This is a genomic window from Neisseria sp. HMSC056A03 (genome assembly GCF_001815685.1).
GTDB lineage: Bacteria > Pseudomonadota > Gammaproteobacteria > Burkholderiales > Neisseriaceae > Neisseria > Neisseria subflava.
This window is the reverse complement of sequence record NZ_KV821641.1, coordinates 278,070-293,069: the sequence shown is the minus strand read 5'-3', so window position 1 is coordinate 293,069 and position 15,000 is coordinate 278,070. Positions and strand designations below refer to the sequence as shown.

At 50.6% G+C, this 15,000-nt stretch carries 13 protein-coding genes; all 13 read right to left on the bottom strand.

Annotation, left to right across the window (positions count from 1 at the left end; genetic code table 11):
* Positions 1 to 23: 23 nt before the first annotated feature.
* The 13 genes from HMPREF3052_RS08440 to HMPREF3052_RS08380 all read right to left on the bottom strand — a co-directional run bounded on the left by HMPREF3052_RS08440 (position 24) and on the right by HMPREF3052_RS08380 (position 14,553).
* Positions 24 to 473, bottom strand: a complete 450-nt coding sequence (locus HMPREF3052_RS08440; protein WP_049328305.1) for a low molecular weight protein-tyrosine-phosphatase — start codon at positions 471 to 473, stop codon at positions 24 to 26.
* Between the two features lie 171 nt (positions 474 to 644).
* A complete protein-coding gene (locus HMPREF3052_RS08435; protein WP_070749492.1) occupies positions 645 to 1,772 on the bottom strand; it encodes a polysaccharide export protein in 1,128 nt (375 codons plus the stop codon).
* 43 nt (positions 1,773 to 1,815) lie between these two features.
* Positions 1,816 to 3,717, bottom strand: coding sequence for a polysaccharide biosynthesis protein (locus HMPREF3052_RS08430; protein ID WP_070749491.1), 1,902 nt, complete (start codon positions 3,715 to 3,717; stop codon positions 1,816 to 1,818).
* A 109-nt stretch (positions 3,718 to 3,826) separates the two neighbouring features.
* Complete coding sequence (locus HMPREF3052_RS08425; RefSeq protein ID WP_070749490.1) at positions 3,827 to 5,002, bottom strand: DegT/DnrJ/EryC1/StrS family aminotransferase; 1,176 nt, start codon at positions 5,000 to 5,002, stop codon at positions 3,827 to 3,829.
* Positions 4,995 to 5,774 (bottom strand): methionyl-tRNA formyltransferase, encoded by a 780-nt coding sequence (locus HMPREF3052_RS08420; protein ID WP_070749489.1) that lies wholly within the window; start codon positions 5,772 to 5,774, stop codon positions 4,995 to 4,997. The genes HMPREF3052_RS08425 and HMPREF3052_RS08420 overlap by 8 nt, the downstream gene beginning before the upstream one ends.
* A 13-nt stretch (positions 5,775 to 5,787) precedes the next feature.
* Complete coding sequence (locus HMPREF3052_RS08415) at positions 5,788 to 6,480, bottom strand: HAD family hydrolase (RefSeq protein WP_049328300.1); 693 nt, start codon at positions 6,478 to 6,480, stop codon at positions 5,788 to 5,790.
* Positions 6,473 to 7,447 (bottom strand): ATP-grasp domain-containing protein, encoded by a 975-nt coding sequence (locus HMPREF3052_RS08410; protein ID WP_070749488.1) that lies wholly within the window; start codon positions 7,445 to 7,447, stop codon positions 6,473 to 6,475. Before HMPREF3052_RS08410 ends, HMPREF3052_RS08415 begins: the two co-directional genes overlap by 8 nt.
* Positions 7,434 to 8,051, bottom strand: a complete 618-nt coding sequence (locus HMPREF3052_RS08405) for a sugar transferase (RefSeq protein ID WP_070749487.1) — start codon at positions 8,049 to 8,051, stop codon at positions 7,434 to 7,436. Before HMPREF3052_RS08405 ends, HMPREF3052_RS08410 begins: the two co-directional genes overlap by 14 nt.
* Positions 8,044 to 9,216 carry a glycosyltransferase gene (locus tag HMPREF3052_RS08400; RefSeq protein WP_070749486.1) on the bottom strand — a complete coding sequence of 391 codons (1,173 nt, stop codon included), beginning with the start codon at positions 9,214 to 9,216 and terminating at the stop codon, positions 8,044 to 8,046. The genes HMPREF3052_RS08405 and HMPREF3052_RS08400 overlap by 8 nt, the downstream gene beginning before the upstream one ends.
* Positions 9,217 to 9,229: 13 nt before the next feature.
* Positions 9,230 to 10,300 carry a glycosyltransferase family 4 protein gene (locus tag HMPREF3052_RS08395; protein WP_070749485.1) on the bottom strand — a complete coding sequence of 357 codons (1,071 nt, stop codon included), beginning with the start codon at positions 10,298 to 10,300 and terminating at the stop codon, positions 9,230 to 9,232.
* Positions 10,297 to 11,607, bottom strand: coding sequence for an O-antigen ligase family protein (locus HMPREF3052_RS08390; RefSeq protein ID WP_003684579.1), 1,311 nt, complete (start codon positions 11,605 to 11,607; stop codon positions 10,297 to 10,299). Before HMPREF3052_RS08390 ends, HMPREF3052_RS08395 begins: the two co-directional genes overlap by 4 nt.
* Before the next feature lie 42 nt (positions 11,608 to 11,649).
* Positions 11,650 to 13,077, bottom strand: coding sequence for an oligosaccharide flippase family protein (locus HMPREF3052_RS08385; protein ID WP_070749484.1), 1,428 nt, complete (start codon positions 13,075 to 13,077; stop codon positions 11,650 to 11,652).
* Positions 13,078 to 13,245: 168 nt separating this feature from the next.
* Positions 13,246 to 14,553: a nucleotide sugar dehydrogenase gene (locus tag HMPREF3052_RS08380; RefSeq protein WP_036492804.1), complete on the bottom strand. Its 1,308-nt coding sequence runs from the start codon at positions 14,551 to 14,553 to the stop codon at positions 13,246 to 13,248.
* Positions 14,554 to 15,000 lie beyond the last annotated feature (447 nt).

Here is a 15,000-nt window from a genome sequence, read left to right as displayed (position 1 = left end):
TTGCTTTCTTGTTCATGCCGGTTTTATACCGGTTGAGTTTTTCCGTTTAGTTTGGTTTTCCAAGTGTCTGCGGCAGCATTGAGCTGTTCAAAAACGGCTTCAAACATTTCGCTGCTTTGTTTGTATGGGTCAGGTATGGTTTTTTTAGGCAACCATTGGGCAAACAGCATGGTTTTGCTGCGTGCCGGCGGATGGATGTCGGCCACCATATCGATTTGACTGGGCTCCATGACGAGAATCAAATCGGCCTGTTCGCACATCGGGGCGGTCAGTTGGCGTGGCGTATGGCCTGCAACGATGACGCCGTGTTTGAGTGCGGTTTTAATGGCCTGGAAATCGGCATCCTTACCTGCCAGTGCTTTTATGCCGGCGCTGCTGATTTGATGGCCGGGTAGTTTTTTCTGCATGATCCGCTCTGCAGTGGGGGAGCGGCAGATGTTGCCTAGGCAGACGATGAGTATGTTGTGGTACATGATATTGTTTTCGGTTTATGGTCTGAAAAAAACGTGAGTCAGACTATAAGATACTGCTTTTCCGTTTGTGCGGTGTGTACGGCTTTTGTATGCCGTTTATGTAATTGGTTTGGATTGTGCGTGATTTTGTATCCTGCTGTCAAACAAGGGTCTGACGGCAGGAACCACTGTTTATCTAAACGTATTGTCGAGGGTGTTGACGTTGCTGATGGAGTTGGTAATTTGTGACATTACGCGGTTCCAACGGGTAACCGGGGCGGCGGTAACGTAAACGGTATCTTCCGAACGCAGTTTGAATTCGCTGCCCAATGCGTAAGAAGTCGCATCTTTCAGGTTGAGCTGATAGATGTGGATAGGTTTGGCCGCGTCTTCTGGTGCGCGGCGGATTACGAATACGCCGGTTGCGTCAGCATAGTTTTGGTTCATACCGCCGACTTCTCCGAGCGCTTGGGTCAGGTTGAGGCCGTGATTGCCGATCGGCAGTGTGGCTTGTTTGCCGACTTCGCCCATGATGTAGATTTTGTTGTTGCTGCTGTTAGGAACGTAAACGATGTCGCCATGGCTAAGGAGATGGTTTTGCGACATATCGCCGTATTGCAGCATGTCTTGCAGGGAGATGGTGCGGTCGACGCCGTTGTGCGTCCATTTGATGTGTTGGGTGTCGGCACTTTGGGTAACGCCGCCTGCTTGGTTGATGGCATCCAAAATGGTCATCGGGATATTGGTAATCGGCAGCTGACCTGCTTGGTTGATGGCACCGGATACTGAAATGCGTTGCGAACGGAATTCGGTAACGTTGATGGCTACTTGAGGGTTTTTGATGTAGCGTTTCAGAAGGTTGGTCAGGGTGTTTTGCAATTCGTCCAAAGTTTTGTCTTTGGCTTGAATTTTGCCTGCCAGCGGGTAAGTAATATAACCGCCCTCATCTACCCAGGCCCCGCGGCTGACTTGGTTGGTTTGCGGGTTGCTTTGCTGGATAGGGGAGTTAAGGTCGGAGTGCGCCCAAACCATGATATTGAGGACGTCGCCGCTGCCGATGCGGTAGCGGTAAGCGCTTTTGCTTTGCTCCAAACCTTGGTTGTTTTGGGAAAGTACAGGCGGCTTACGCATTTTTTCAATCAGGTTGGGCGTGATGGGGTAAACGGCAACGCGGCTGTCGAGGTTGGTGTCGGCTGCGGTGTCGGTATCGGTGTAAACAATGGTTTTGGTTCTGGTTTTGATGGTTGAACCAGGAATGACTGTCATGCTGTTACAGGCAGTCAGTGCGAATAGAGTAAGCAGGGAGAGCGTTTTTTTCATGTAGTAGTCCTTGCGGGATGGTGTCCGGGCCGTCTGAAAATGTTCAGACGGCCTTATTGTTTTGTTGCCAAACCAAGTCGCAGATACCGTCTTTAGGTACGAAGCCTGTCGGTGCGCGCAGCAGAAGCTGGCGCAGGCTGTTTTGGTCACTTTGGAGGCAAGCGGTTTGGAGTTCCGACAGTATGTCAGATAATTGCGTCCATGGAAGCATTACTTCACTGGCGGTCATAATACGGGGATGAGTGGTTTTTTGTACCTCGTCGCCAATGAGCAGTTCTTCATAAAGTTTCTCGCCCGGGCGCAGGCCGGTAATCTTGATTTCGATGTCGCCGTGAGGGTGCTGCTCGTCTTTGACTTTGAGGCCACTGAGGACAATCATTTGACGGGCAAGGTCGATGATTTTGACGGATTCGCCCATGTCGAGGACGAATACGTCTCCGCCTTTACCCATTGCACCGGCTTGGATAACCAGTTGCGCTGCTTCGGGAATGGTCATGAAGTAGCGGGTAATGTCTTGATGGGTCAGGGTAATCGGACCGCCTTCAGCAATTTGTTTTTCAAATACAGGGACAACAGAGCCGGACGAACCCAATACATTGCCGAAACGTACCATGCAGAAGCGTGTTTTTTGTTCCGGTTCGGCGGCAAGGGCTTGCAGGCAGAGTTCGGCCATGCGTTTGCTGGCGCCCATAGTGTTGGTCGGTCGGACGGCTTTGTCAGTGGAAATCAAAACAAAGGTGGAAACGCCCGCATCTACGGCGGCCTGCGCGCAGCAGAGTGTGCCGAACACGTTGTTTTGAATGCCTTCGATGGTGTTGAACTCGACCATAGGGACGTGTTTATAGGCTGCGGCATGATAGACGGTGTCGACGTGATAGGCCTTCATGATGCTGCTAAGGCGTTCTTTGTTTTGAACCGAGCCCAAAAGCGGTACGACTTCGACTTGGCTGCCTTGCGCGGCTTGGGTTTCGCGCAATTCTTTGTCTATGCTGTACAGGGCAAATTCGGACAATTCAAACAACAGCAGTTTGGTCGGACGGCAGTTGAGAATCTGACGGCAAAGTTCGGAGCCGATAGAACCGCCTGCGCCGGTCACCATCACGACTTTGTCGCTGATGTCGGCGCTCATCAATTCAGGGCGCGGTGCCACAGGGGCGCGGCCGAGCAAATCGACCACAGAGATTTTTTTCAATGAGCTGACGTTGATTTTGCCGTCGACCAAATCTTTCATGCCCGGAATGGTCAGGACTTCGCATTTGTATGCTTCGAGGCGGCGGATGATGTCTTTGCGTTCTTCCGGCGTAGAACTTGGAATCGCCAGCAGAATTTTGCGGACGCCGTAGCGGCTGATCAGCATCGGGATTTCATTGGGGTTGTAGACGGCAAGATCATAGATGACGGTACGTTGGATTTTTGGGTTGTCATCGACAAAGGCAATGGCCGAGTATTCGTTAACCTGTTTGATGGCTTCCAACAACTGGCGGCCGGATTGGCCTGCGCCGTAGATGATGACGGGGGTCATCTGTTTGCGGTGATGGTCGGTCAGAATCGCACGCAGGATCATGCGCGAGCTGGTGACGCCGACCACCAAGACCAAGAAATAGACGATGGGCAGGGCAAGGTGCAGTTTTTGTTCAAAAATCAGGGTGGTCAGGCAGAACAAGACCGCTGAAATGATGCTGCCGAATGCGGCGGCGGTCAGGACGCGGATGCTGACGAAGCGCGTGACGGCGCGATAGAGGCCGATACGGATGAAAAGGATGATGGTCAGCACAGCGGTACTGCCGAAAGCCAGCCAGTTGGCGATACTCAGCCATTCGTCGGAATATTGCACTTTGAGGCTTTGGGCAAACCAAAATGCCACGAATATCATCAAGATATCGTGGATGACGAAGAAGGTTTTTTTAAGGTTGCGCGGCAGAGCCAGCAGGGTTTCCAAGTTCATTTTATATTTCTTGTGTCTGAGTGTTGTAATGTGGCTTGGTACGGATTGTTTGAAGCAGGCTGTTTTATTTTTTTCAGACGGCCTGAAGTCGCAGGCCGTCTGAAAATGATTATGCCGTGGCTTCAGTCAATACGGCTTCGATGTTTTCTTTGCAGAACGCAATTTCTTCATCGGTCAGGGTTGGGTGCACCAAGAACATCAGGCTGGTGTCGCCCAACTCGACGGCGTTTTTCAAACGCTCTTTCGGACGCCAAGGTGTGTCGTCGAAGGCTTTTTCCAAATACACTTCGGAGCAGCTGCCTTGATAGCATGGGACTTTGCGCGCGTTCAGTTCGTTGACGATGCGGTCGCGCGTCCAGCCGTCTTTCAGGTGTTCGGGTTTGACGAAAACGTAGAACTTGTATTGTGCGTGTGCGATGTAGTCGGCTACTTCAACCAAACGGATGCTGGCGAATTTGCCCAAACTTTCTGCCAGTTTGGCGGCGTGCGCTTGGCGGCGCGCCGTCCATTCGGGCATACGTTTGAGCTGGATGCGGCCGATGACTGCCTGCATTTCCATCATGCGCCAGTTGGTGCCGAAGCTTTCGTGCAGCCAGCGGAAACCGGGTGCGTGTTCGCGGTGGTACACGGCATCGTAACTTTTGCCGTGGTCTTTGTACGACCACATTTTGCTCCACAGCTCTTTGTCGTTGGTGGTTACCATGCCGCCTTCGCCGCCGGTGGTCATGATTTTGTCTTGGCAGAACGACCAAGCGCCGACATGGCCGATGGAGCCGACGGATTTGCCTTTGTATTTCGCACCGTGCGCTTGGGCGCAGTCTTCGATAACCCACAAGTTATGTTCTTTGGCCAAAGCCATGATGTCGTCCATTTCGGCAGGCATACCGGCAAGGTGAACCACGATGATGGCTTTGGTGTTTGGCGTCAAAGCTGCTTTGATGGTTTCGGAGCTGATGTTTTGGCTGTTCAAATCGACATCGGCGAAAACCGGATTTGCGCCGGCGGTCACGATACAGGATGCGGAAGCCAAGAAAGTGCGCGAAGTGACAATCACATCATCGCCTTGGCCGATGCCCATTGCTTTGAGGGCTACGTCCAAAGCCAACGTACCGTTGGAAAGGGCGACGGCGTATTGCGTGCCGACAAAAGCTGCAAATTCTTTTTCAAATTCGCGACATTCCGTACCTGTCCAGTAGTTGACTTTGTTGGACAGCAGGACTTTGGAAACGGCATCGGCTTCTTCTTGAGTAAAGCTCGGCCACGGGGAGAGGGATGTGTTAAGCATTGGCTTTTCCTGCGAAAAGGCTGGTGGAGTCTTTGGGGGCGACTTCTTCCAGCAGTTGGCGGTTGATTAAGGTGTATTTTTGACCGTTGATTTCGACATATGCACCGTCGTAAGGCGGGAACCAGAACGCGCGGATTTTTTTCTCGATATCGTCGCCGTCGCAGATTTGCTTCATGGCTTCCATTTCGTCACGGCTGACGTAGCGGCCACCGATGTTTGGCGTGGTCGGCAATTTGGTTTTCGACTCGATGGCGCGGGTGATGATGCGTCGTGCGAAATCTTCCAATGCCTGCATGGTTTTGCGTTCGAGCGATTGGGCGGTTTCTGTTTCAGCGTCGATAGGGAAGCGGTCCACTTCGATAATTTCGCCGGTATCGATGGAAGCATCAACGTAGTGGGCGGTATTGCCCCATTGGTTCAGCTCGTCCATGATGGCCAGATTGTAGCCGCCTGTGCCTTTGTATTCGGGCAACAGCGCAGGGTGGAAGTTGATCGTGCCCAAAGTCGGAATGCTCAGGAATTCATCACGCAGCTTGCGCCAGTAAAGGACAGACAAGCCCAAATCGTATTTCAGACGGCCTTCTCGCATTGCTTCCAAAGCCGTATCGAAGGTGTACAGGGGCAAGCCCAATTCCTGTGCGGCAGCCGTGGTCGGCGAGCCTTGCAGATGGCTGTCGGTCAAGACACCGACGATTTCGATATGGTCTTGTTTGGTCAAAAAACGAAGCAGGTTGGCGGAAACCTGTTTACGACCCATAAATAAGATTTTCATGGAGAAATGTCCCTTATGCATTTGCTTTTTCGGTGGCGGAAGTTGTCAGTGTAGTCAGTTCTTCCAGGGTGTTTATCCAAAGGGTGGGCTGGTATTCACGACCGTATTGCTCGGGCTCGGCTTGATGAATATTGTGCGGCTTAGGCATGATGCCTATGGAGAGCCAACCCAGTTTGTTGGGTGCGACAAAATCTTTTTTGATGTTGTCGCCGATGTAGATGAAATGTTTTGCAGCCGGATATTTGTTTTGCAGGAAGACAAAACGCTTATCTTCGGGTTTTTCCGATTGCATGGCTTCCGAAATCAAAATGTCGTCAAACAAATCGGTCAACCCCAAGGCCTGTATTTTCAAACGCTGTGTCAGACTGCGGCCGTCTGTAATCAGGGCGCGTGCGGCAAAAGGGCGCATCAGCTTCCGTAAAAAAGACGGTTCGACATAGGGTCGGATAACAGGCCTATGTAGTCGATATTGCCACAAAAGTGATTGTTTCTCTAATTCGTTTAATTTGCAATGATGGCACAAATTATCGAGCCAGTCTTTACTTTTATTGTCTGCAATTTCATTTAGTACGTCAGCATTGTATTGAGGATAAAGCGACGTAATTATCCCTACAACTGCCTGTATTCCGGAGCATTTGTAGTCGTACTCAGAGTAAAGCGTATCGTCAAGATCGAAGACGATGACGGATTCTTCCGGCTTAATCATGTTCTCTTACCAAAACTTTAGCATCGTAACGAAGCATGATTAAATTGTTTTCCCAGTCGTCGGAGAAAGGGATGTCTTGGCCGCCGATGTATTCTTGAATCAGCCAGCCCGGATAGTTGCCGCCTGCGGCGTAAGTCAGCGGGAAACCGCCGCCGAAACGCGGGTTGATTTCCACACCGTAGGTCGTGCTGTCGGTTTTGCTGACGAAGAATTGCGCGGTAATACAGCCGCGTGCGCCTTCCAATACGGCCATTTTTTCAACCAGCTCTTCATATAGGGCATTGCGTCGGGTTGCGCCTTTGCTGACTTCGCCGGTACGCACTTCCAAACGTTCGCGAGGAATGGCGCATTTCAGACGGCCTTGACGGTCGTAATACATATCGACGGTAAATTCGGAGAAAGTATTCTCGATATCGATGTATTGGGCGAACATCATTTTCGGGTCTTCGGTAATGTCGACAGTCAAATCAGCCGGTGTGTTGATTTTTTTCGCACCGATGGCTCGGCTGCCGTCATAAGGCTTGGCAAAACATGGGAAAACCAGGCGGTCACGTTCGTAAATTTCAGGCGAACGGATACTGTATTGTGCAAACAGGCCTGCGGTCAGGCGCTTGTCGCAGCACAGGGTAATCAGCTTTGCATCGGAAATGACAATATGTATTCCTTCAGCTTCAAAACGGTCACGTGCTTCGGCCAGTTTGAGCAGCTCGGTATCGATGGTTGGCACAATCAGACCGATGTCGTGTTGTTGGGCCAGCTCGAGAATGCTGTCAATGTATTCGGCTGCATCGATACGCGGCACGCTGAAAGCGCGGTCGGCAACATGGCAGGCAGAAGACATGTGTGGGTTGAGGTCAGTGGCAAAAACGCCGATGCCGTCTGAAAAACGTGCGGCTTCGGTTTGAAAGTCCTGCACCAATTCGACACGGCGACCTGCCGACAGAATCAGTATGTTATTTTTTTTCATCAGTTTTATTACCCGTGAAATAAGGCATGGTGGCTTCTCCTTCGGCTGAGATGCCTTCTTTGACGAAGATTTTTTTAACCGTCAGGAACAAAATTTTGATATCCAGCCAAAAGCTGAAGTTGTCGATGTACCAAACATCGTGGGCAAATTTTTCATCCCATGAAATGGCGTTGCGGCCATTGACTTGGGCCCAACCGGTCACGCCCGGTTTCATTTCGTGGCGGCGGTTTTGGAAGTCGTTGTACAACGGCAGGTAGTGCATCAGCAGCGGACGAGGGCCAACTAGACTCATCTCGCCTTTTAAGACATTCCATAATTCAGGAAGTTCGTCCAAACTGGTGGCACGTAATTTTTTGCCGAAATCGGTCAGGCGTTCGCTGTCCGGTAGCGGGTTGCCGTCTTTATCGATTGCATCGCGCATGGAGCGGAATTTAATCATTTTAAACGGCTTGCCATCTTTGCCCGGCCGCTCTTGGATGAAGAACACGGGCGAGCTTAGGTTTTTGCGGATGAGGTACACCAAAATCAAAAACACAGGCGACAGGATAATCAGCCCTGAAGCGGAGGCAACAATGTCAAACAGGCGTTTGAAAAATTTATTCATGAGCTAATCTTTCAATCAGGTTGACGATTTTTTGATAGGCAACGTCGCGTTTGAAGCGGCGGACGATTTCTTCGGACTGAACGGGATCGTTTTTGCGCTTCAAAATATCTTTGGCGGCTTGAACGAAACCGTCCACATCGCCGGAACGGTAGTCCGCGTGCGGCAGCAGGGTAAGGACTTCGGCAACTTCGTCGTTGACCTGGCTGTTCAGAATCGGTTTTTGCAAAGCCATATAGTCGGAGAGTTTGTTGGTAATCGACTGCATGGCGTAGGAATGGATGGCGTTGACGGAGATGTCGCAGCCTTTGGCGACCGACATCATTTCGGCGTAAGGAATGTAGCCGTAAAACTTGATGCCCTCGCAGGCGTATTGTTTGAGCCTGTCCAAATCGGGGCCGCCACCCATGATGTGCAACTCGACGTTTTCGCCGGCGTCCAACAGCTTGCGAACGCCTTTGCACACGGTTTCCACGTCATAGCTGTAACTGAGCGTGCCCAAGTAGAAGAGGCGCGTTTTGCTGTCGCCGAAGTCTTTTGCCGGTGCGGCATCGAGTTTCGGAAAATCTGCGCCGATATAGACGACTTCGCCGGGCACGTTCGGATTGGCTTCTTTGGCGCGGTCGAGGTAGGTCTGCGACACGGCGACCAGCGCGTCGGCGTAACGGTAGGCACGGTTGGCGCGGGAGGAGAAGGGCAGCAGGTTGTGCGGGATTTTTTTTAAAAACGGCACGACCGAGGAGAAAGACTCCGGCCATACGTCCTGCACGTCGACAATCAGTTTGTAACCCAAACGCGCTTTGTGTTCGCCCAAGAGCAGGTTAGTAGCAATCAGCGGATAGGCGGAAAAGACGACGTCTTGTTCGCCCGGACGGCAGTTCTCCAACCATTTTTCAAAATGTTTGACGAAGCGGTGATGACTGGTCACGCGTCCTAAAGACACGTTTTTGCTGTATCCGCTTTCTTCCAACAGCATGACTTTCAGACGGCCTTGTGAGGCGGCCTCGGCATCTTCGGGCCGTCTGAAAGATTTGTTGTAGTGCTTGAAGTTGCTGGTAATCAGCAACACGTCATGAGACTGCGACAACAGCTCGGCAAGATACCAGAAGCGGTTGAAATGCGGCTCGGACGGCAGCGAGCAATAAGGGGCGACGATGGTAATGTTCATGTTTCAGACGGCCTTACATTTCGTACGCAGCCATGGTGGTGCGGTAGATTTCGTCGTCGGAGCATAAGGTTTCGACATGTTTGTGCAGGACTTTGCCCAATTTCTCGCGCAGCTCGGGTTGCTTGATGAGTTTATCGACGGCTTCGATAAACGCTTCGTCATCGCCGAAAGGGATGCAGTAGCCGGTTTGGCCGGTGATGACCATTTCGGAAATGCCGCCCATGTTGTAGGTCACGACGGGCGTGTCGTAAAGGCCGGCTTCCAAAATATTGTTGCCGACACCTGCGCCGTGGTCGCCTACGCAATGCGGCGTGTTCACCAAAATATCGACTTCTTTGAAGTAGCCGGTCAAGTCGCGGACGCCGCCGAGGAAGGTGACTTTGTCTTCAATGCCCAAACGTTTGGCTTGGGCTTTGAGGTTGTCCATTTCTTCGCCGATACCTGCAACGTTGAGGCGTACAGGCATACCGCGGTCAATCATTTTCTTAAAGATGTCCAGCATCACATGCACGGCGCGGACGGTGTCCAAGCGCGACAGCGTACCGAGCATGACGTAGTCTTTGGCGGTTTTTTCAGGGACGTAATCGGCTTTGTGCAGGGCATTGTAAGTGTAGGTGATGCGGTTGGCAGGGAAACCGTAACGGATGAGTTTTTCGCGTTCGTGTTTGCAGTTGCCGATGATGTACACGCCCAGCTTGTCGAAAAGCTTGGCAATTTTCGGATAAGTTTCCGGATCAAGGCCGCGAGCGTGGTAGAACACTTTGGTTTTCGGCGAGGCAAACTTGGCCGCAATGGCGCAGGCTGGAACGATACGCGCCATTTGGCAGTGAATCACATCAGGTTTTTCTTTTTTCAGCAGCTTCATATAGGCAAACATGCCTTTGACGTAACCCAAAAGACCGCCTTGGTAAAAATCGATCGGCTGCCAACGGATGCCCAATGCTTGCGCTTCCTGAATCAGAGGGCCGTCTGAAGAGGCCAATACGATATCGTGTCCGCGTTGTTTGAGCAGGCGGCCGAGGCGGAAGGTTGCGTTTTCAGTGCCACCGAGACCGGACATGGAGGTAGTCAGGATGATTTTCATGATGGTTTCTTCGTATCGTATAGTGTTTCGTTGTATGCGTAAGCGGCCATATCTTTCAGCTTGGGCGCAACAAATACGCTGTAAATAAAAATCAGCAGGCAGGGCAGCCAGATAAACGGCATACGCAAAATGGTGGATGGAATAAAACCGGCCAGCAGGAAAATGCCCAAGGTAACCCAAGCCAGTACGCGTGATTTATTGGTTAGTGCACGGCTTGAGGCAGTGTAGAGGAAATAAAACGCTACAAATGCAATAAAGCCGAGCAGGGAAATTATGCCGAAACCCAAATACAGTTCGATGATAAAACTGTGCGGATTTTCAAAACCCACGCTGTTACTCAAGTGGCCGCCGAAATATTCGCGGAAGTTTTTAGGACCGTAACCGGTCAGCAGCAGGGGCGGATTGTTCCAGAAGTAGTTGTAAATCTCCTGACGGTAGGACACGGAGTTGTCGCTGCCCAAGTCGTACAGGAAGAGGTACACGCGGCTGGAAAAACGTTCCAAAAACTGGTTGCCGTTGAGCGACAGCAAAAATTCCGCAATCGCGCGTGACGGAATCATCGACAACACCAACGCCAGCAAACCAGCTACGCCGACTGTAATAAAACCGTTTTTGCGATAGGCCGTATAAACCAGCAAAATCAACAGGTAACAGCCGATGGCGGTACGCGATACACTGGCGAAAATGGCCATGCCCAACAGCAGGAACAAACCCCAGCCCAGTAGTTTTTCTTTGTGTTTTCGTCCTTGGAGTTGGAAGAAAAACAAAATGGCAGGTGCAAGGCAGACTGCGGTGGCGGCAAGGTTGTTCGGGTTAAAGAACAAGCCTTTGAGTGAACCTTCATCAATAGCCAACTCATCGCTGGCGCTCACAAACTGAATGCCGGTGGCCAACTCTGCAAAAGGCGGCACGGCGATAAACAGCGTAAATACGATGAGGAACTTTTGAATCGTTCCCAAAGGGTCGTCGGCACGTTTCGATACTTGGTAAAACAAGTAGAAGAAAGCCGGAATCGCCATAAAAAACAAAATATCCATGTACTGCGTCGGCGTCAGCGACGTAATACCCATGTGGATGGCAGGCCAGATGCACATGGCGGTCAGGGCGCAGAGCATGGCAAAAATCTTGCGCGGAATATGCTTGCTTTCCAGAAAAAATACGACAAAACCAAGCAGTACAAATATTAGGGTCAGCGGGTTGTCGATACGCGGCACGCCGACCTTAAAGGACAGCGCGGGTCCCAGCATATAGGCTGCGAGCATGATGTATAGGATGTAAGTGTATAAGTTCAGACGTTTTATTTTCATGGTCATTCTGTTGTTATCGTAGAGACGTGAATCTCAGGTTGGCTATTTTGCCGAACGGTTTAATTTGGCTTTGATTTTTTCGGCCGCGGCAAATAGTGCGTGTTTGTATTTTAGGAACAGGAAACCCAGTCCGACTGCCCATACCAGCGCAAACCAAATGTAGTTGTCGCGCGTACCCAGCCAAGTGTAGGCAAGGCAGATTATCAGGCAGAGCGTTGAGTTGGTATAAATCTTCAGGCGCGGCAAAGGTTGCCATAGGCGTGAAGAGAATTCGGTTTTAAAGATGAAAAACAGCCAAAAAGCCGTTGCGCTGGCCATAGCCGCACCTTTTGCACCAAATTTCGGCACCAGCAGATAGAGCAGGGCGGTATTGGCGATAAAGGCAACGATGTTGATGACGGTAATCAGCCAAGTCGAGCGGACGACGTTCAAACCGATGCCGCTGACTTCGGTTAACGTGTAAAACAGGGGGAAAAGCATACACGAGAGCAGGATAAATTGAACCTGCGTGTATTTTTCCGGCAGTATCCAAGTCGCCATCGGCGAGAAAATCCCGATAAGGCAAATCATTGCGCTGATGAGGACGGTCATGGAAAGCGTGATGTCGCCGATTTTGTCCAGATTGGTGTTTTCTTCTACCCATTTGAAAACCAAAGGCGCCCAAATAGTGGAAAACACACTTTGGAAAATCAGGGCGACGGCACCAAAGCTGACTGCCATCGAATAAATGCCCAATTCGTCCAAACCCGAGATGTCTTTGAGGACAAAGCGGTCAATCGAAGTCAGGCCCCAATAGGCCAAGTTGCCGAATGCCAGCGGCAGGCCGTAGCGCAGGCCGTCCCGATGCAGCTCGGGCGACCATTTCGCATGGGAAACGGCTTGCAGGTCTTGGCACAGCTGATATATCAACAGTACAACGGTCAGCACTTGGGCTGCGGTGTAGGTAAAAACCAGCGAAGTAGTATTGGTAGGCAAGCCGGAAGCAATCACGGCAAAAACCAACAACAAAATCAAGAATTTCGGCGCAAGCTGGCTGACGGAAAAAGCCAATGCCTGCTCTTTCATCCGCAAAATCAGAGCTAAAAAACGGGTAATCAGCGTGGTGGTCAAGAAAATCAGAAAGAGAATCCCCAAATTTGCGCTGGGGATGTCAAAAATGATTTCAGACGGCCATGATGCGTTTATCAATAACACTAAAACCACAACCGCCACAGTCAGAATCAATGGCGATAAAAAAACGGATTTGAACAGTGCGGCCTTGTCTTTAACGGCGTAATAGTCGCGAATATAGGATTGGTCCAGCCCCAAGCCCAAGAGCAGAATGCTCAGTCCGGCAATGGTCTGCAAGAGTACGATACGGCCGATGTCTTCCGCAGGGAAGTACCATGAGATGAGTGGCAGGGAAAGCAGGCCAAAGGCGGCGCTTCCTAGCGGGCCCAATGCGTAGCCGAGGATTTTTTTCGCGTTCATATTATTTGTTTTCAGACGGCCAGAAGTTCGAGCTGAGCGTTTTTCGTAAGGTATGTGTTGTTACCGTTGCCGGTTTGCCAAGGCCGTCTGAAAAACAAATGGCCTTGGGAAACCGGCCGCCGTCCCGGTTGAGGAAACCGGGGGCAGCCGGATGCGTCTGAAGCAAGATTATGCTTTGATGACTTTAGGATTTTTCACTGGGAATTTGCCGCGTGTATCGACAATCAGCTTGGCATGTTCGGTAATCATGTCATAGTCGAATTTGTCGTGATCGGTGGTCAGAACCACGCAATCGTATTGGGCGACAGTTTCGGGGGTCAGCGCTTCACTCTTCAGGTCGAAGTAGTGGTGGCCGGGGATGTGCGGGAACTCTGGAACGTGCGGGTCAGAGTAGGAAACCACTGCGCCCAGTTTGTGCAGGCGGTCCATAACTTCCACAGACGGGCTTTCACGCATATCGTCCACGTTTTTCTTGTAGGCGATACCCAATACCAAGATTTTGCTGTCTTTGATAGAACGGTTGTGGTCATTCAAAGCCAGGCCGACTTTTTCGATAACGTAGTCAGGCATATGGGAGTTGACTTCGCCGGCCAATTCGATGAAACGGGTGTTTACGCCGTATTCGCGTGCTTTCCAAGTCAGGTAGAACGGGTCGATAGGGATACAGTGGCCGCCCAAGCCAGGGCCCGGGTAATAAGCAACGAAGCCGAACGGTTTGGTCGCAGCGGCATTGATGACTTCATGGATGTCGATGCCCATTTTGTCGGCAACGATTTTCATCTCGTTCACCAAGCCAATGTTTACGGCGCGGTGGATGTTTTCCAGAAGTTTGGTCAGCTCGGCAGCTTTGGTGGAGCTTACTGGAACAACTTTATCGATGGCAGGTTGGTACAGCGCAAGGCCGACTTCCAAACAAGCAGGGGTATGGCCGCCGATGACTTTGGGGATGGTACGGGTTTCAAAGTTAGGGTTACCCGGGTCTTCACGCTCAGGAGAGTAAACCAAGAACACGTCTTGACCGACTTTCAAGCCACCTTCTTCCATGCGCGGCAGCAATTCTTCTTCGGTAGTACCGGGGTAGGTGGTGGATTCCAAAGACAACACTTGACCGGCGCGCAGGTAAGGTTTGACTGCATCGGTAGTGTCGATAACGAAGCTCATGTCCGGTTCGCGGTATTTGTTCAGCGGAGTCGGCACGCACAAAATCACGGCTTCTACTTCGCCGATGCGGGAGAAGTCGGTGGTGGCTTCAAACAGGCTGTTTGAAGCGGCGGCAATTTTGTCGGAAGGAATATGCTCGATGTAGCTTTCGCCTTTGTTGAGCTTGTCGACTTTGGTTTTGTCGATGTCGAAACCCAAAACTTGGTAACCGATGTCCACATAGCGCAGCATCAGTGGTAAACCAACGTAGCCTAAGCCGACGATGCCGATTTTTGCGGTCTTATCGGCAAATTTTTGTATCGTAATGTTTTTCATGATGTCTTTCGTGTAATGAATGAGTAAATCGGGAGTGTTTGCCCGATGCCTGAGTTGTTTGCTGCTGCCGTATCGTGTGAAGCCTCAAAACCGTACTTATAATCCCAGCAGACGAAATCATAAGCACTTATCTGATTCGTCTCAATCAAAAAAGTTTAATGGTCGTTCAGACGGCCTATAAGGCATGAAAACGGTATTTTTGAATGCTTAATTTTTAGAAGTTACATTCAACTACATGTTTTGATTTTAGATATTGTTTTGTCAAATGCATGGTTCATGAAATGAAACTACCGTTTATGCCGTTTAAAACCCTTCTAGAATAAAACTTTTAATAAATTTTCGTGGCTTAACTTATCTTAATAATCCATTATTTCGTGATGAAAAAAAGGAAAATTTGTCGACAATCAGCTTGAGGATAGTTAACTTAAGTCAAAGTTTTAAATTGGA

Bases quoted from the DNA above. Each gene is read 5' to 3' on its own strand.
- HMPREF3052_RS08395 (WP_070749485.1), bottom strand. From the start codon at position 10,300: ATGAAAATCATCCTGACTACCTCCATGTCCGGTCTCGGTGGCACTGAA.
- HMPREF3052_RS08425 (WP_070749490.1), bottom strand. From the start codon at position 5,002: ATGCTTAACACATCCCTCTCCCCGTGGCCGAGCTTTACTCAAGAAGAA.
- HMPREF3052_RS08405 (WP_070749487.1), bottom strand. From the start codon at position 8,051: ATGAATAAATTTTTCAAACGCCTGTTTGACATTGTTGCCTCCGCTTCA.
- HMPREF3052_RS08440 (WP_049328305.1), bottom strand. From the start codon at position 473: ATGTACCACAACATACTCATCGTCTGCCTAGGCAACATCTGCCGCTCC.
- HMPREF3052_RS08390 (WP_003684579.1), bottom strand. From the start codon at position 11,607: ATGAAAATAAAACGTCTGAACTTATACACTTACATCCTATACATCATG.
- HMPREF3052_RS08400 (WP_070749486.1), bottom strand. From the start codon at position 9,216: ATGAACATTACCATCGTCGCCCCTTATTGCTCGCTGCCGTCCGAGCCG.
- HMPREF3052_RS08430 (WP_070749491.1), bottom strand. From the start codon at position 3,717: ATGAACTTGGAAACCCTGCTGGCTCTGCCGCGCAACCTTAAAAAAACC.
- HMPREF3052_RS08420 (WP_070749489.1), bottom strand. From the start codon at position 5,774: ATGAAAATCTTATTTATGGGTCGTAAACAGGTTTCCGCCAACCTGCTT.
- HMPREF3052_RS08410 (WP_070749488.1), bottom strand. From the start codon at position 7,447: ATGAAAAAAAATAACATACTGATTCTGTCGGCAGGTCGCCGTGTCGAA.
- HMPREF3052_RS08385 (WP_070749484.1), bottom strand. From the start codon at position 13,077: ATGAACGCGAAAAAAATCCTCGGCTACGCATTGGGCCCGCTAGGAAGC.
- HMPREF3052_RS08415 (WP_049328300.1), bottom strand. From the start codon at position 6,480: ATGATTAAGCCGGAAGAATCCGTCATCGTCTTCGATCTTGACGATACG.
- HMPREF3052_RS08435 (WP_070749492.1), bottom strand. From the start codon at position 1,772: ATGAAAAAAACGCTCTCCCTGCTTACTCTATTCGCACTGACTGCCTGT.
- HMPREF3052_RS08380 (WP_036492804.1), bottom strand. From the start codon at position 14,553: ATGAAAAACATTACGATACAAAAATTTGCCGATAAGACCGCAAAAATC.